The following is a 17,633-nucleotide window of genomic DNA, read 5'->3' on the forward strand; positions in this document are numbered from 1 at the left end:
TTCTCTTTGTTGTGGTAAACAAGAGTGTAAGGCGTTGCTTATTTTTTTCAACTATTTCCCAATTCTATACAGCCCCTAAAATTTTTGTTTTCTATAAATGTTTATTTGAGCACTATAAAACCAGCGCTAATAAACAATGGAGACAGTGTGCCAGTTTTTTTATTGCGCGCCTAGTCATGATTTGCAATGATTACTACGCCTGACATACAGGCTTGTAACCAGTGCCGTTACACAGTATATGATGTTCTATGAGTGGTACAACGAGTATCAAAGGCAGGCATCAAAAAGCCCCTACTACCAAACGGTAATAAGGGCTTTTTAGTCATCCAGTTATTTTATTCAAAAAGAATAAAATAAGGTAGATGGGCAATTATGCGTTTTCAACCATCACATAACGACGGTTAAATTTGCCTTTGGTTGCAAACTTCACTACACCGTCATTCAGTGCAAATAAAGTATGGTCACGACCCATGCCAACGCCTTCGCCTGCGTGGAATTCTGTACCACGTTGACGAACGATGATGTTACCGGCAACGATGGTTTGACCACCAAAGATTTTTACGCCGAGCATTTTTGGGTTTGAATCACGACCGTTACGAGTCGAACCTGCAGCTTTTTTATGTGCCATGAGAAAATCTCCTTGTTAATGTGACTTATCGCTAATGCGACAACTCTTAAGCATTTAGTGCGCTGTTTAGCGATTATCGCTAAATGGGTAATTAGGCATTAATGGCTTTGATTTTTAACAAGGTGTACCATTGGCGGTGACCTTGTTCTTTGTGATAATGCTTACGACGGTTGTGTTTGATGATACGGATTTTTTCGCCGCGACCATGTTCAACCACTTCAACTTCTACGCTAGCACCATCAACGACAGGCTGACCGATTTTGACAGTTTCACCGTCAACAACCATCAACACGTCTTCAAATTTGATTGTTTCGCCTTTTTCTGCTTTTAGTAGTTCAACTTTTAAAAGCTCATCGACGACTACACGGTGCTGTTTACCACCAGTTTTAATTACTGCGTACATTGTATGACTCCGTTTAACCCGTGTGCCGTGGCTGATATCATACCAGCGCTTTTGCGACGAACACGACAGGGAAAAATTAAAGGCAAGATTTTACGGCTTTTTGCTTATAAAAGCAAGCCGTTCATCTCACTCGTTTGGCGTATTTTTGTAAGGTGGTTTCATTAACAGTCATTATTTTATTGCTATCTATGTCGTTGATTTTGAAGCTATCAAAGAGGGTATTTAATACCAAAATATCTAGAGCCCTTACAACGGATAATGACCTAAGCCCAACTGCGGTTATTATAACTTATATAATCAGTTACTTACAGTCTTTTATCAACCCATTCTGTACCTGAAAAACCATTAAGTAAACGAGTATTCATATCATCCAATATCAGGGCATTTTTATCATGGCTATTTCTTCTTTATCTCAGATAAGGATCAATAAAAAGAAAACCGTGCGGCTTTTGACAGGCTCCAATCAACAATTTAACCATCAATTTAACCACATAGCTATGCTATCATAAGAAAAAATCAGGCCTTACCTATATTTTATAACGCCAAGGCTGTAAAAAAATTCTCTATTCTTATTAATATGACTATCTATTATGACCAGCACTCCTTTAAGCAATACCCCAGCCGCACCTAATTCAACACCTGACTATGCTGAAATCCAAAATATCGTAACAGATGATTTTGAGATTATGGACAAGCAAGTATTCGGTAGCCTAAATTCAAAAGTGCAGCTAGTGATGAGCGTGTCACAACACGTGATCAATGCGGGTGGCAAGCGTATGCGTCCTTTGATTACCTTGTTATGTGCACGCATGTTTGACGACAATCCATCAGAAAAAGCCATGCATTTGGCAGCGATTACTGAGATGTTGCACACAGCAACCCTGGTTCATGATGATGTGATTGATGAATCAGGTCAGCGCCGTGGCAAGCCAACAGCCAATGCCACTTGGGACAATGCCACAGCGGTATTGGTCGGTGACTATCTGATTGCCCGCGCCTTTAATCTACTAGTTGGTTTCCAAAGCTTGCCATTATTGCAGGTATTCTCAGACGGTACTTGCGATATTGCAGAAGGTGAAGTATTGCAGCTGCAACATCAGCACAACCCTGCCGCGACTGAAAATGACTATTTACGCATTATCGATGGCAAAACCTCTCGCTTATTTATGATGGCGACCCAAGGGGCCGCTATCTTGCAGAATAAAACCGAGCACTTACAAGCATTAGCAGATTTTGGTCAGCATTTTGGTAATGCATTCCAGATTGTTGATGACGTACTTGATTACAGTGGTGACAGTGAATTGATGGGTAAAAACCTAGGCGATGATTTGGCAGAAGGCAAGCCGACGCTACCCACCATCAAAGCGCTAGAGTTATTGAAAGAGAGCGATACAAAAGGATATGAAAAACTGCGTCTCGCGGTACAGACGGGTAAAACCGAAAATACTGAGCAGCTGATCGAACTGGTACGCGGCTCAGGCTCATTAGACTACTGTAAACAGCGCGCTTTAGAAGAAACTAAATTGGCTCAGCAAGCACTTAGCACTTTACCTGATAACCGTTATCGTACTGGGTTATATCAGTTGACAGAACTTGCTAGCGCGCGTTTGCTATAGCGTCTCTGTCATTCTTAATAGCTATTTCTGTTATGAGATTAAATATTTCACTTTAGAGAGCACTTATGCCCCTTCATTTCAGCGGTCACATTTAGTGGTTGCTAAAATTGTTATTTTACTAACAACCCTGCTCTCTCATGACTTAATAGCCTTAATACCAATATGGCTTTAACGTTTTAACAAAAGCTTACAATTATTTATACTTGAGCATTTTCTAACTGTGTTTTAGCTGTTAATGAACAAGAGACTTGCTATAACAGCATTTTATTTATTCGTGAAAGGTAATATTACGGTTCTTTGCAATGAATCCTTTGCTTAACGACTTGACTGTGGGGTTACCCCTATAGTTTATAATTACTGGTTCAATTTATGATTCAATTTTGTAGCTTAGCTACGACTTTGATACCAAAGAGTCTCGCACCAGTACTTAATGTATATCGCTGTTAGATGTCCTAGTAACGATATTTTGCTAAAACAGTTGTATTGAAAGCTTTTTTAGCAAAAATAGTATGGTGTTTAGAGCAAAATTAATTTTTACATTCAATACACTAAAATTTATTGATAAACTTTTTATACTGCCATTATTTATTTTATATATACTGCCGAGGACATTGATGAAGCACTCTTATCTTGCGCTTGTAATAGCATCTGTACTATCTGGAGCTGTACTGGTTGGCTGTGACAAAAACGAGGACGCCGCTGGCGCTGAAGCCGCTCAGCAGCAGATGCCGCCTGCGGTTGTCAACGTCCAAACTGTCACCCTAGATACCGTACCCCAAGTACAGACTTTTTCTGGACGTACCGCCGCCTACCAAACTGCCGACGTCCGCCCACAGGTTAATGGCGTCATTGACGAAGTACTTTTCCGCGAGGGTGGTAATGTCAAAAAAGGTCAGCCACTTTATCGTATCAATACCGATAACTATGCTTCTTCGGTAACGAGTGGTCAAGCCGCTGTGCAACAATCACAAGCCAACTATCAGACAGCCATGGCAAATAATGCCAATGCAAAAGCCGAACTGGGCAGCCGTCAAGCATCATTGGCTCAAGCACAAAATGACTTACAACGTTTGCAAGGCTTGGTTAGTATCGATGCCATCTCTAAACAGCAATACGAGCAAGCGCAAACGCAAGTACGTACAGCACAAGCCGCTGTACAAAGTGCTGCTGCCGCTGTTGGGCAAACACAAGCCGGTATCGAGAGTGCAAAAGCAGGTATCCAAACAGCAAAAGCAGGTTTGGACGCTAGCACCTTGGACCTTAACCGTACTATCGTACGCGCACCTCTCAGCGGGCGCTCTGACCGCTCTAGCGTTACTGCTGGTACGCTGGTCAGCGCTGGTCAACCCGATCCCTTAGTGACCATTTCACGCTTAGATCCTATTTATGTCGATATTAGTCAGTCATCATCTGATCTATTAAGACTACGCCAGCAGATTTCTGAAGGCAAAGCACAAGCCGGTATGAATAGCGTGGAGTTAGTGTTAGAAGATGGCAGTGTTTATCCAGTGCGCGGCAAACTGGCCTTATCAGAGGCAAAAGTCGATGAGTCTACAGGCGCCGTGACATTGCGTGCGGTATTCCCGAATAGCGACAACATTCTATTGCCAGGTATGTATGTCAGCGCACGCTTAACCCAAAGCGTCATCACCAATGCAGCTTTAATACCTCAAAGCGGGCTTATACGTACTCCTAAAGGTGATACGCAGGTATATGTCGTTGACAAAGATAATAAAATTCAAGTACGTCCGGTCACTATCAATGGCACATACGACGGAAAGTGGTTAGTTACTGATGGGCTGAAAAATGGTGAAAAAGTCGTTATTATTGGGGGTTCAAAAGTCAAACCTGAGCAAGAGGTGGTCGCTAAACCGTTAGAAAACCCGAACTCAGCACCGTCTAAACAAGGTGCACCTAATGCAAAAACACCTCAGCAAGCCGCAAAGAAAATGGATAAACCTGCTGATAAAGACCCTTCTGCCAAAAAACCAGCAGAAGACGCCGCTAACTAATTCCATTCAAAGATAGGAAGACCTAGGGATATACTATGTCACGTTTTTTTATTGATCGCCCTATTTTTGCATGGGTGATGGCTATTTTAGTCATGCTCATCGGGATAATATCGGTCATCAATCTACCGATTGAACAGTACCCACGTATTGCGCCGCCGACTATTTCGGTCAGCGCAAACTATCCTGGTGCGAACGCGCAAACTGTTGAAGACTCAGTTGTTCAGATTATTGAACAACGTATGAAAGGGCTTGATGGCTTGATGTACATGTCATCATCGAGCTCCTCAAATGGTGGGGCGTCAGTCACGCTTACCTTTGAGAATGGTACAGACCCTGATACCGCTCAGGTACAGGTACAGAATAAACTCCAAGCAGCAATGAGCTCGTTGCCAGAACAAGTACAGCGGCAAGGCGTCAACGTTAATAAATCCTCCAGCAGCTTTTTGATGGTGCAAGGGTTTATTTCTGAAAATGGCGAGATGGATAAGGCTGATATTGCCGATTACATTAACTCGAACGTCGTCGATCCGCTCAGTCGGGTTGAAGGTGTGGGTGAAGTTCAGGTATTCGGCTCATCTTATGCAATGCGCATTTGGCTAGATCCTGCCCGCTTACGCAGCTATAACATGGTGCCCTCTGATGTGGTCGATGCGGTACGAGCGCAAAATGCGCAAGTATCAGCAGGTCAACTGGGTCAAGCGCCCGCTGACTCAGATCAGCAGGTCATTAACGCGACGGTTACTGTACAAAGCTATTTGCAAACCGCTGATGAATTCAAAGACATCTTATTAAGAACCAACAGCTCTGGTGCACAAGTTCGCCTAGGTGATGTTGCAGATGTTGAGATTGGTAGTGAAAACTACAGCGTTAATGCGTTATATAATGGTAAAGAATCTGCTGGTCTTGGTATCTCCCTCGCCGGTGGTGCCAACGCTCTAGAAACTCGTGAGTTGGTTGGCGACCGTATGGCAGAGCTGGAGCAAAGCTTCCCAGCAGGTCTAACGACGGTAGTGCCTTATGACACCACACCATTTGTACGCTTGTCTATTGAACAAGTTGTCAAAACCTTAATTGAAGCAATTATATTAGTATTTATCGTCATGTTCATTTTCTTACAGAACTGGCGTGCTACCATCATTCCTACCCTTGCAGTACCTGTGGTATTGTTAGGTACTTTCGCGGTGCTTTATCTCGCCGGCTTTAGTATTAACGTATTGACTATGTTCGCATTGGTACTATCCATTGGTCTACTGGTGGATGATGCCATTGTCGTGGTGGAGAACGTCGAGCGGATTTTGGAGGAGGATTCTGAAATCTCCATCAAAGACGCCACGATACAATCGATGGGTGAAATTAGTAAAATCGTTGTCGGTATCGCCTTGATTCTATCGGCAGTATTCGTACCGATGGCGTTCTTTGGCGGCGCAACTGGTGTTATTTACCGTCAGTTTGCCATTACCTTGATTACCAGTATGGTGCTATCAGCTCTAGTAGCACTTATCTTCACCCCTGCTCTCTGTGTCACTTTGCTCAAACGTAGCAAGGACCATGAAAAAGGTAATACTGAAGAAAAGAAAGGCTTCTTTGGTTGGTTTAACCGTTCTTTCGCTAAAGCCAGTCGCTCTTACGAAAACTTTGTGGGTAAAAGCTTCCGCCTAAAATGGGTCTACTTTATCGTTTATGCCGTCATTATCGGTATAATGGCAGTAGTATTCTTACGTATTCCCAGCTCATTTTTACCCGAAGAAGATCAGGGTATTATGTTTACCCTAGTGCAGTTACCTGCTGGTGCCACGCTCGATGAAACAGACGCTGTACTCGAAAAAGTCAACGATTATTACGAGTCTGAAGAAGACGGTAACGTTGAGTCTGTGTTTACCGTGTCAGGCTTTAGCTTCGCCGGTCAAGGGCAGAATATGGGCCTAGCATTCGTACGCTTGACTGATTGGGCCGACCGCAAAGGTGATGAGAATACCGCCCAAGCAGTCGCCGAGCGCGCGATGGGCTATTTCTTTTCCCAAAATGAAGCTCAAGTATTTGCGATTGTACCGCCAGCCATTACCGAACTTGGTAACGCCAGTGGTTTTGATTTAATGATTCAAGATAACGGCAACGTCGGTCACGACGGTCTACTAGAAGCGCGTAATATGCTGCTGGGTATGGCTGGTGAAAATGATAAAGTCACTGGTGTTCGTCCAAACGGACAAGAAGATGCGCCGCAGCTAAAAGTAAATGTTAACCAAGAACAAGCCGCTGCTTATGGCTTATCTATGGCTAGTATTAATAGCGTCATCTCAACCGCGTGGGGCTCAAGCTATATCAATGACTTCGTTGATCGTGGTCGTATTAAGCGTGTGTTTGTGCAAGGTGAACCAAACAGCCGTACCAACCCTAACGATATTGGTAAATGGTACGTACGTAATGATGTGAACAATATGATTCCGTTTGACGCTTTCTCTAGTACTGAATGGCAATCAGGCTCACCGCGTCTGACCCGTTATAACAGCTTACCGTCTATGAACCTTCAAGGTGGCGATGCACCAGGTTTAAGTACCGGTGATGCGATGGACTCGATGGAAGCGATGATGGAAAAGCTACCTGACGGTGTAGGCTATGAGTGGACCGGCATGTCACTTGAAGAGAAAAAATCGGGTGCTCAAGCGCCGATGCTATACGCCATCTCAATCTTAGTGGTATTCTTATGTCTTGCTGCTTTGTATGAGAGTTGGTCAATTCCATTCTCAGTCCTATTAGTCATTCCACTTGGGGTCTTGGGGGCGGTGCTATTTACTTGGTTCCGTGGCTTCTCCAATGACGTTTACCTACAAGTTGGTCTACTAACGGTCGTCGGGCTATCCGCCAAAAACGCCATCTTGATTATCGAGTTTGCGAGGGATCACCAAGAGGATGAAGGTTATAGCCTGAAAGAGGCGGTAATGACCGCGGCTCGTCAGCGTCTACGTCCAATTATTATGACCTCGCTTGCCTTTGGTCTTGGTGTTGTGCCATTATTCATAGCCACGGGCGCTGGGTCTGGTAGCCAAAACGCCATCGGTACCAGTGTTGTTGGTGGGGTTGTTACCGCCACAATCTTAGGTGTTTTCTTTATTCCGATGTTCTATATTTGGGTACGTAGTATTTTCCCTTATAAAGGTAATGAAGGCCATCAACCACCTAATAACGATGATCCGCAAGCCCCAACTCCCTCTGAGAGTTATCAGCCTGTAAGCTTTGGAGATAATACACAATGAGTTTTCGTTCCTTTTTCACCCCTAACTCAGCCACCAAAGCAGTAGTCACTACTGCTCTGGTGCGCCCAACTACAGGCACATGGTTTGCCCCTACCACTATGGTTGCGAGTGTTTCTATATCACGGATACGCAAAAATAGTGGACGCTTGCTGGGCTTGTCTGCATTAGCAATGAGTATGGCGGCGTGTAATACTATCCCAAAAGCGGATACACGCCCTGTGCTTGCAGAGCCTAATGTGCCGATTGAACAAACTTACGGTGCTTTTGATAGTGAGACCGTTAGTAACGGTGAGCAGCCTAGCATCGCTAGTCAACGCTGGCAGAACTTTTATAGTGATGAGCGCTTGAAAGGCTTAATTGCCTTAGGTCTTGAAAACAATAAAGACTTTGAAAACGCACGCTTAGCCATTGAAAAAGCACGGGCACAATATCAGATTACCGATATTCGTGACCTGCCGACGATTGATGGCAGCGCTGGTTACTCACGAAAAGCTCAGAATAACGTCGATAAAAACCCTAACAGCAGCTATAACGTCAATCTTGGTCTCGCTAACTATGAGTTAGATTTCTGGGGCAAAATTGCTAGCCTAAAAGATCAAGCGTTACAGAACTTTTTGTCAACGGCTGCTGCAAAAGATTCGACCCAAATTAGCCTCATTAGTAACATTGCCCAAAGCTATGCCAACTTAAGCTATAGCCTAGCGCAGTTAAAACTGGCTGAAGCAACGGTTGAAAGTCGTGAGAAATCACTATTTATCGCTGATAAACGTTTTGAAGCCGGTATCGATCCTAAGCTACCGTCGTTGCAATCAGGTGCTTCGCTTGAGAACGCTAAACTTGCGGTATTACGTGCCCAAAGCAGTATTCTAAAATCGCGTAATGCCTTACAGTTTTTAGTTGGCGCACCTATCCCAGGTGACTTAATTCCAACACCAGCAGTTAGTAATATCACTAACCAGCAGATATTTAATGCAGGTCTGCCAAGTGAGTTATTACGCTATCGTCCTGATGTGCTGCAAGCGGAATACAATCTAAAAGCCGCTGGTGCTAATATCAAAGTGGCACGAGCTTCTTACTTCCCCTCTATTAGCCTTGCTAGTAGCGTTGGTGTGAGTAGTGGTAGCTTAGACGACTTGTTCAAAAGTGGCTCGGTTGGTTGGTCGTTTGGACCAAGCATTAGCGTACCTATTTTTGATGCCGGTCGTTTAGATGCAGAATATGATGTGGCCAAAATTGAGCAAGAACAAACGCTTACCAGCTACGAGAAATCTATCCAGACAGCCTTCCGAGAAGTCTCTGATGTGCTAGCAACTCGCGCAACACTTGGTGAGCAGCTAGAAGCACAGTATCGTCTGCAAGACAACTTTGAGCAAACGTATCAAATCGCAGATGCGCGCTTTAAAGCAGGTATCTCAAACTATCTGGATGTACTCGATGCGCAGCGTTCACTGTTCTCAACTCAACAAGGGATTTTAGATTTAGAGCTACAGAAAGCCATTAGCCAAGTCGAGCTATACCAAGTACTTGGTGGCGGCGCTAATCTGAATGATGTTCCGAGCGTTATACCTGTGCCGCGACACAACAACTTAACCCAAGTGGCTTATAGCGATGAAGCTAAAGCGGCTAATGTGGTTGACGCTGCCAGTTCAGCGCGTGTGGCTTCGCCGCAAGAGGCTTTAGCGATTAAGCAGTCACAGTCGTCAACGACTAGCACGTTTGAGCCTAGGACTGTCGTCGATGTTAATAACGATGGCAAGGCAGATGCGGCAGTGGGTACTGTCCATAAAGAAACAACGGTTGAACAATTACCCGAAGCGCAGGTTGTTGAGCCTTAAACTGTTTTGACATTTAATCCTTGTAAATCGCAACATCACAACATTGTGACTTTGTAATGACGTTTCATAATCACGTTGACAGTAGATAAGTACAATAAACCCTGCCAACTTGGTAGGGTTTATTGCTTTCATAGGCTGTTTTTTACTATATAGTTGATTCACTTTAAAACCGATACGAGTGCTACTGGAGTAAATTTTTTGCTGCCTCTGTCACGCTTGCGAACAGCAAGCAAAAAAAATTTATAACAGTAGCACGTAGCTAACAATGTATCGATTTTATTTAGAACTACCTATAGTAAGCCCAGCATATTGAACATTGTTTTGTACTCCCCTATAAAGACAGCTTTATAATAGTAATCATATCATCCAATAGCACCATACAATCTAGTGACACTATAATAAGGAGTTACCATGACTTATACTTTTAATCGCCAATTCCCTGCCACTCGCCTACGCCGCTTGCGTTATAACGATAACGTAAGAGCAATGATTCGTGAGGTCGAGCTACATCCTAAGCATTTAATTGCACCCGTCTTTGTCATCGAAGGTGATAACCAGCGCGAAGCAGTCGCAAGTATGCCAGGAGTTGAGCGTTTATCAATCGACCTACTTATTGAGCATGCTAAAGCACTATTAAGTGAGGGCGTGACCACTATCGATATCTTTCCTGTTATCGATAATAGCTTAAAAACTGCTGATGGCAGCGCGGCATATGATGAAAACGGCCTCACCGCTCGTACGGTAAAAGCCGTGAAAGATGCCGTTCCAGAAATGGTAGTGATGACCGATGTGGCGCTAGACCCTTATACTTCTCATGGTCAAGATGGCCTACTTGATGACAGCGGCTATGTCATGAACGACGAAACCACTGAGGTGTTGGTCAAGCAAGCTTTGGTTCATGCGCGCGCGGGTGCTGATATCATCTCACCTAGTGACATGATGGATGGCCGCATCAAAGCTATGCGTGACGCATTTGAGGCAGAAGGCTTTGTCAATACCGCTATTATGGCCTACTCAGCTAAGTATGCCTCTGCCTATTACGGTCCGTTCCGTGATGCGGTCGGTAGTGCGGGTAACTTAAAAGGCGGGCACAAAAAACAGTATCAGATGGACTTTGGTAATCGTGCTGAAGCGCTACATGAAGTCGCGATGGACATCAATGAAGGCGCGGATATGGTCATGATTAAGCCAGGCCAGCCCTATCTTGATCTGATCCGTGAAGTCAAAAACACCTTTGGCGTGCCGACCTTTGCGTACCAAGTCTCTGGCGAATATGCGATGCATATGGCCGCGATTCAAAACGGCTGGTTGACTGATGCGGTAATTTTAGAATCTTTAATTGGCTTCCGCCGTGCTGGTGCTGACGGTATTTTGACTTACTTTGCACTAGAAGCAGCACGTCAGCTAAATAACGCTTAATATTGAGCAGTGTGCTTTTTGTATTGTGGACGCTATCGCGCCAGCTGAAAACCATCAGCTGGCGCTTTTTTTATCTCTAAAGTGGTTTAAAACACTGATGAGTAGTGCTATAAACACGCACGGTCATGTGGCTTATTAAAATCAATTATAGGACCTACGGGTATGATACGAGTAGGATTAATATTGGCGTGACTGGTGTAATAATGCGCCTTAATATGATCCATATTTACCGTCTCTGCGATACCTGAGATTTGATATAAGTCACGCAGATAGCCCCAAAGATTTGGGTAATCAACGATACGGCGGATATTACATTTAAAGTGCCCGACATAAACGGCATCAAAGCGTACTAATGTCGTAAATAAACGCCAATCTGCTTCAGTGATCCTATTATCTATCAAATAACGCTGGTTTTCTAAACGTGCCTCTAAAGTATCTAGCGCATCAAATAGAGTGACGACCGCTTTTTTATAGGCCGCTTCTGTGGTGGCAAAACCTGCCTTATAGACACCGTTGTTGACCGCATCATAAACAAATGCATTAGTTTCATCGATTTCTGCTATTTTGTCTGACGGTAAAAAATTACCTGATACTGCTCCCACTTCATCAAAAGCTGAGTTAAACATACGAATGATTTCAGAGGATTCATTACTGACGATAGTATTGGTATGTTTATCCCATAATATCGGTACTGTGACCCGCCCTGTATAGTCTGATTTCGCTGCAGTATAAATCTCATATAGGTAGCTGGCATTCACAATCGGGTCAGCAATAACGCCTTCTTCCTCTGCAAACGTCCAACCTTTATCACCCATAAACGGATGAACCACAGACATCGTAATCATGTCCTCTAAACCTTTAAATTTTCGATAAATGATTGTACGATGTGCCCAAGGGCAGGCAAGCGAGACATATAAATGATAACGATTGGCTTCGGCTTTAAAACCGCTCTGACCTGATGGCCCAGAGCTTCCATCTGCTGTGACCCAGTTTCTAAATCCCGCTTCTTCGCGCTCAAAGCGCCCACCACTAGAGTCTGTGTCATACCATTTGTCTTGCCACTGACCATCAACCAATAAGCCCATCTCATTCTCCGATTTATTGCAGTTTTAATTTCATATCGATCGTTTTCTATTTACAATAACATTGCCACCAAGCCTAGCCAATAGAATTCGCCCTGCTATAAATAAGAAAAACTAAATAACCATTATAATATATTTAATAAAACTACACAAAAAAGTTTATATATCACTCAATATAAGGCTTGATACTCAATATTAAAACAATAAGTCGTTATTATGATAAAAAAGGCTTGCAAAGTCCTCAAAATTTGCTAAAATGCTCAACCTAAATAGGCGTATAGCTCAGTTGGTTAGAGCGCTACCTTGACATGGTAGAGGTCAGCAGTTCGAATCTGCTTATGCCTACCAAATATTTAGAAAGCCCCAGTCTAACGACTGGGGCTTTTTTTGTCCGTAAAATAGAGACCATCCCAGATTCTGTGTAACTGCCATTGACCACTTTTTAGACGCCTGCTGGGTTGCCAGATAACTTAAGTTGTCTGGTAATTATTATATCCCAAAATGACATCTGTTGTCGCAGAAGATATCCTATCCATTGTTTTGCAAATATAATTCCAGTAAGGTAAAGCCATACCTAAGATAAGGTTTTACTTTACTGAAATTACTATGGCTAAATCGACTAACCCCTATACAGGTAATAGCTTCGCCTCCTCTGATCTCAAGACCATTCTGCACTCTAAACGCGCCAATATCTACTATCTCTCGCATTGCCGCGTCATGCAAAAAGTGACTTAGAAATCTGCTCTATCGAACTCGGGCTTGGTTATCTGCTTCATCACCGCTCAGGTGACTTAGAAATTCGCTGGATCTGATAAACTGAACCGCCCCGAGTATATCGGAGAGTGATTTACTTGAGTCAGGCAGCCATGCCTGACAGGATTAAATTATCAGAATACCGCTTTTCAAATTCAAAAGGTGATACATATCCAATCGTGCTATGCAATCGTGTTTTATTAAACCAATCCACCCATTCAAGGGTTGCCAGTTCAACATCATTAACGCCAGTCCAGTTCTCCTTTAAATAGTCGGTGGTGTTCTAAAAAGTATGCTGGCGATAAAAGTCAATAAGAAACCTATGCTACGTTCTCTGACCCTATAGGGCTTTTAAGGCTTCAATAATTGTTTAAATTTTAATCAGCATACTTTTTGATACACCATCACAATCTGAATGGCTTATACCACTAGGACCACGTTAAACCAATGAGAGTACCTCACATAAACAGCTATTCGTCAGGCTGCTTGATTAACAACTCCCAACTTAGAGACTCCTTTGATATAATTTTCTAAGATAAATCCTACGCTGATTAATCTCCAGCGCTATTTATCCAAGAAAACTCTTCCATAATGCGTATCCATTGACTATCCAATCCTGCTTTTAATAACAATGGCTCACCGGTAACTGGATGGCTGAGCGCTAAACTCTGAGCGTGCAACAGCATGCGCGCGCAACCATATTGCGTACGAAAAAATCGATTATGCCGTCCGTCGCCGTGGCTGGTATCACCCACTATAGGATGGAATAAATGCCTCATGTGCCGACGTAGCTGATGTTTTCGTCCAGTTTCAGGTATTAAGCGCATGAGACTATAGCGGCTAGTGTCATGCTTTTTTGACACCGCAAATGGCAGCTCAACTTGTGCCAAACGTTGCCAATGTGTCACCGCTTCTTGAGCAGGTTTGTCCAAGTCAGCAAACTTATCGGCAATGGCATCGGGCTGAAAGCTCAACGCATAATCAACAGTGCCCTGCTCTGGCATAAAGCCGCGCACTACGGCTAAGTACTGCTTGGTAATTTTGTGTTCAGTAAAAGCTTCAGTAAGGCTACGCGCCACGGCTGGGCTTTTGGCAAACAGCAACACGCCTGAGGTGGGCTTATCTAACCTATGCACCGGAAATACATGGCAACCTACCGCATCACGGGTGAGTTGCATGGCAAAGCGTGTCTCGCCTTTATCCAGCCAACTGCGATGCACCAATAGACCAGCCTCTTTATTAATCGCTACCAGAAACTCATCTTCATAGATGATGTCTATTTGGTTAGCGGTGTTGCTTTCGATATTCATGTTTTCAGTGCTCATACTTTAGATACTGTAATTATATGTCTGCTATATATATCCTTTTTATCGCAGCCTATCAAGTCATGCACAAAGGTCTTTGACCTATGCTGTCAGTTTTGTAGAAACTGACTTGGGAGGTTTGAATCAAGTGGCCTAAATGAGTTGACTGCTGCCCTTGCCCTTTACTAATCTCTAAATAATATTAATTTCATAACTGAACTTCTCTGCCAACCCATATGACTCTCTATATTCAATAGGCTCACCTTCTAAGTTCTTAGCAATGCGGCATACTTTAACTAAGTTTTCTTTTTTAGTATTGCCCACCTCTATCATATAGTTTCTTGATTATCATTACCTATACCACCCTTTTTTATCAAGGATAACCAGAAAGTATTTAGCATCACTTGCACTCGTTTTCCTTGCTACTCTAATTTTTGTGAATGGTATAACGTCATATGATAATATTTGGTCGACCCTATCTTGACATAATAGAGGTTAAATCTGTAGCTTTGTACAGATGGCTTCAAATATGTAAAGTAAGCTATCGCTCGTAATAGTAATCATCTAAAATACCTGCTACCTCTGCAGAACATCAATTTATAACAGTCTGACTTACTGCAGACCCTTATTGCACCACCGGTATCACTTGATACATCTCACACTAGCAATAACAGACTGTCCGCTACACCAACGTAAGGCTAATCATAATGACATCAATAATTAGAGTCGCCATCGCCGGTTACGGCAACCTCGGCCGCGGCGCCCAAGCCGCCATCAAGCACTGTCCAGACATGCAATTAGTCGGTGTATTCAGCCGCCGAGATCCCGCCTCCGTCACCCTGATTGACGATAGCGCACCCGTCTACGCCATGGACGATATTGCACAATATAAAGACGACATAGACGTGCTGATCTTATGTGGCGGCTCCAAGTCTGATTTGCCCGAGCAAGGCCCTGCGCTTGCGAGTTTATTTAACATCGTCGACAGCTTCGATACCCACGCCAAAATCCCCGAATATTTCGAAGCGCTTGACGCGCCTGCTAAAAAAGCCAGCAAAGTCGCCATGCTGTCCGTAGGTTGGGATCCCGGTTTATTTTCTATCAACCGCTTATACGGTGAAGCTATTCTACCGGTCGGTGAAACCTATAGCTTTTGGGGCAAAGGCTTAAGCCAAGGGCACTCAGATGCGGTACGCCGTGTGGATGGTGTTCAGGCAGGCGTGCAATATACCCTGCCCTCAGAATCTGCCATGGCGCGCGTACGGGCAGGCGAACAGCCCACGCTCAGTACCCGTGAAAAGCACACCCGCGAATGTTATGTCGTGCTAGCAGACGGCGCCGATGCCGATACCGTGCGCAACGCCATAGTAACCATGCCGGATTATTTTGCTGACTACGACACCACAGTGCACTTTATCGATGAGCAAACTCTTGAGTCTGAACACAGCAAGATGCCGCACGGTGGCTTCGTCATTCGCAGTGGCGTCAGCGGCCTCGATAATGAGCAGAACAACCAAGTGTTGGAGTTTTCATTAAAGCTCGGCAGTAACCCTGAGTTTACTGCCAGCGTGCTCGTGGCCTACGCCCGCGCCGCCTATAAAATGAACGTGGCAGGCGAAACTGGTGCAAAAACCGTGCTCGACGTCGCCCCTGGTTTGTTGTCGCCAAAGACGCCGGCACAGCTGCGTAAAGAGTTGCTGTAAACGCTAGCTCTATAATGGAAAAAGCTCTAAGCCAAAAACAAAAAGCACCCAGCCATTAAAGCTCGGTGCTTTTTTTATGGTTTAATGTGGTCTAATTTTTGGCGCCGCTACTTTAGCTTGGGTAACGCTGATCGTTAAGATGATACTTATACCAAAAAAGATAAATATTTCAAATAGTTGCAGAATTATTAAAAAGTCAAGTGTATAGTAAAGTATAGGAGTAATTTTTTAAACAATACTGCATCTATATTTGGAGTGTAATGCTATGAGCCGAGGTACTCGCACCATCGAAATCTATCGCTACGATCCTGATAAAGATGCAGCGCCGCGTATGCAAAGCTATACCATTGAACTTCTAGATTCAGATCGCATGTTACTTGATGTATTGATACGCCTTAAACAACAAGATGAAACCATCACTTTTCGCCGTTCCTGCCGTGAAGGTATTTGTGGCTCTGATGGCATGAACATCAATGGTAAAAATGCCTTGGCCTGTTTAACCAATATGAATAGCTTACCCGAGACAATCATTATTCGACCGTTACCAGGCTTGCCCGTGGTTCGTGATTTGGTTATCGATATGAACCAATTTTATGAACAATATGAAAAGATTCATCCCTACTTAATCAACGATCAGCCATTACCGGTAACGGAGCGCTTGCAGACGCCTGAGCAGCGCGAAAAGCTCAACGGTCTCTACGAGTGTATCTTATGCGCTTGTTGTTCAACGGCTTGCCCTTCATTTTGGTGGAATCCTGATAAGTTCTTAGGACCTGCCGCATTGTTAAATGCTAATCGCTTCGCTGTTGATAGCCGTGATACCGATACCCGAGCACGTTTGTTACGTTTAGAAGATCCGTTTAGTTTGTTTCGTTGTCGCGGTATTATGAATTGCGTGTTGTATTGTCCAAAAGGCCTAAACCCAACTAAAGCCATTGGTAATTTGCGTAATATGCTGATTAACCAAGCGGGCTGAGGAACGAGATTATGAGTCAAGATACTAATAACAACTCTCGGGAAACCTCTGTATTTGATACTTTCAGTACAGCGCTAGAGGTTAAAGCACTAGATATTGATAATAGTTGGATTGAGGAAATAAGAGAATGGTCAGACACATTTGATATGCTCGGCTATGAGACGCCTAATGATAAAGAGGTGTCTCGTATCCAAAAGCTAGAGGTTCTAGAAATTATAGAAGTGGAAGTCACTGGGCTAGACGAACAGGAATATAGACGTATATATAGAATAAATTATAGCTCTAATGAACTGACTTACCTCACAGGTCACGTGGAAATTAATTTTCATGGTATTAATTCGAGTGACTTAACAAATAATATGGACCACCTCACTAACCTAACGAAACTTTTTATTAATCGTTACGAGCTTAGAGAGCTACCTCAAAGTCTTGGGCAACTCAGTAATCTTACTGGGCTTTTTATTGCTTAGATTAACACATGAAGTGCAATACCAAATGTGAGGTGAAAAAAAGACCTAGATGCGCTAGCATCAAAGTTTTTATCCACCGACCAAAGTGAGATTGCAACCATGAACTATACACATCTAAGCCTAGGTGAACGATACCAGATTTATGCCCTTAAAGGGGCAAAACATAGTATTAAATTTATAG

General features: G+C 43.6%; 12 protein-coding genes, 1 tRNA gene and 3 pseudogenes. 10 read left to right on the plus strand and 6 right to left on the minus strand.

The annotated features are described in order from the left end of the window. Nucleotides 1-370: 370 nt before the first annotated feature. On the minus strand, nucleotides 371-628 hold the full coding sequence (gene rpmA, locus EI161_RS09000) for a 50S ribosomal protein L27 (protein ID WP_192523341.1): 258 nt from the start codon (nucleotides 626-628) through the stop codon (nucleotides 371-373). 91 nt (nucleotides 629-719) lie between these two features. Next, nucleotides 720-1,031, minus strand: coding sequence for a 50S ribosomal protein L21 (rplU, locus tag EI161_RS09005; RefSeq protein ID WP_192523340.1), 312 nt, complete (start codon nucleotides 1,029-1,031; stop codon nucleotides 720-722). Nucleotides 1,032-1,621: 590 nt separating this feature from the next. On the opposite strand from rplU, the gene EI161_RS09010 reads away from it, so the two are divergent. The 5 genes from EI161_RS09010 to hemB all read left to right on the plus strand — a co-directional run bounded on the left by EI161_RS09010 (nucleotide 1,622) and on the right by hemB (nucleotide 11,164). After that, the gene (locus EI161_RS09010; protein WP_192523339.1) at nucleotides 1,622-2,647 is read left to right on the plus strand and encodes a polyprenyl synthetase family protein; all 1,026 of its coding nucleotides are present in this window, start codon (nucleotides 1,622-1,624) and stop codon (nucleotides 2,645-2,647) included. Between the two features lie 614 nt (nucleotides 2,648-3,261). Beyond that, complete coding sequence (locus EI161_RS09015; protein WP_192523338.1) at nucleotides 3,262-4,659, plus strand: efflux RND transporter periplasmic adaptor subunit; 1,398 nt, start codon at nucleotides 3,262-3,264, stop codon at nucleotides 4,657-4,659. Between the two features lie 35 nt (nucleotides 4,660-4,694). Then, nucleotides 4,695-7,910: an efflux RND transporter permease subunit gene (locus EI161_RS09020; protein ID WP_192529438.1), complete on the plus strand. Its 3,216-nt coding sequence runs from the start codon at nucleotides 4,695-4,697 to the stop codon at nucleotides 7,908-7,910. Then, the gene (locus EI161_RS09025; RefSeq protein ID WP_192523336.1) at nucleotides 7,907-9,745 is read left to right on the plus strand and encodes an efflux transporter outer membrane subunit; all 1,839 of its coding nucleotides are present in this window, start codon (nucleotides 7,907-7,909) and stop codon (nucleotides 9,743-9,745) included. The genes EI161_RS09020 and EI161_RS09025 overlap by 4 nt, the downstream gene beginning before the upstream one ends. 411 nt (nucleotides 9,746-10,156) lie before the next feature. Continuing rightward, complete coding sequence (gene hemB, locus EI161_RS09030; protein ID WP_192523335.1) at nucleotides 10,157-11,164, plus strand: porphobilinogen synthase; 1,008 nt, start codon at nucleotides 10,157-10,159, stop codon at nucleotides 11,162-11,164. A gap of 107 nt (nucleotides 11,165-11,271) precedes the next feature. Here the strand turns inward: hemB and EI161_RS09035 are convergent, their stop codons facing one another. After that, entirely contained in the window at nucleotides 11,272-12,249 is a 978-nt protein-coding gene (locus EI161_RS09035) for a glutathione S-transferase family protein (RefSeq protein WP_192523334.1), read from the minus strand. 268 nt (nucleotides 12,250-12,517) lie between these two features. On the opposite strand from EI161_RS09035, the gene EI161_RS09040 reads away from it, so the two are divergent. Further along, a tRNA-Val gene (locus EI161_RS09040) sits at nucleotides 12,518-12,594 on the plus strand. Between the two features lie 258 nt (nucleotides 12,595-12,852). Continuing rightward, nucleotides 12,853-12,972: pseudogene (locus tag EI161_RS09045) on the plus strand (subtype I-F CRISPR-associated endonuclease Cas1); the annotation flags it as partial. Between the two features lie 130 nt (nucleotides 12,973-13,102). Here EI161_RS09045 and EI161_RS09050 read toward each other — a convergent pair. From EI161_RS09050 to EI161_RS09060, 3 genes and pseudogenes are all read right to left on the minus strand, one after another. Further along, a pseudogene (locus EI161_RS09050) lies at nucleotides 13,103-13,273 on the minus strand (integrase core domain-containing protein); the annotation flags it as partial. Between the two features lie 277 nt (nucleotides 13,274-13,550). Further along, nucleotides 13,551-14,309, minus strand: a complete 759-nt coding sequence (truC, locus tag EI161_RS09055; protein ID WP_192523588.1) for a tRNA pseudouridine(65) synthase TruC — start codon at nucleotides 14,307-14,309, stop codon at nucleotides 13,551-13,553. 186 nt (nucleotides 14,310-14,495) lie between these two features. Then, nucleotides 14,496-14,606 (minus strand): annotated as a pseudogene (locus EI161_RS09060) (GntR family transcriptional regulator); the annotation flags it as partial. A 404-nt stretch (nucleotides 14,607-15,010) separates the two neighbouring features. Between EI161_RS09060 and EI161_RS09065 the strand changes: the two are divergent. The 3 genes from EI161_RS09065 (at nucleotide 15,011) to EI161_RS09075 (ending at nucleotide 17,452) form a co-directional block, all read left to right on the plus strand. Further along, entirely contained in the window at nucleotides 15,011-16,006 is a 996-nt protein-coding gene (locus tag EI161_RS09065; RefSeq protein ID WP_192523578.1) for a diaminopimelate dehydrogenase, read from the plus strand. 265 nt (nucleotides 16,007-16,271) lie between these two features. Continuing rightward, nucleotides 16,272-16,982 carry a succinate dehydrogenase iron-sulfur subunit gene (locus EI161_RS09070; protein WP_192524150.1) on the plus strand — a complete coding sequence of 237 codons (711 nt, stop codon included), beginning with the start codon at nucleotides 16,272-16,274 and terminating at the stop codon, nucleotides 16,980-16,982. An 11-nt stretch (nucleotides 16,983-16,993) separates the two neighbouring features. Next, nucleotides 16,994-17,452 carry a hypothetical protein gene (locus tag EI161_RS09075; protein WP_192529439.1) on the plus strand — a complete coding sequence of 153 codons (459 nt, stop codon included), beginning with the start codon at nucleotides 16,994-16,996 and terminating at the stop codon, nucleotides 17,450-17,452. The last annotated feature ends 181 nt before the right edge of the window (nucleotides 17,453-17,633 follow it).

Origin of the sequence: Psychrobacter sp. FME5 (assembly GCF_014861375.1) — a bacterium.
Classification (GTDB): Bacteria; Pseudomonadota; Gammaproteobacteria; order Pseudomonadales; family Moraxellaceae; genus Psychrobacter.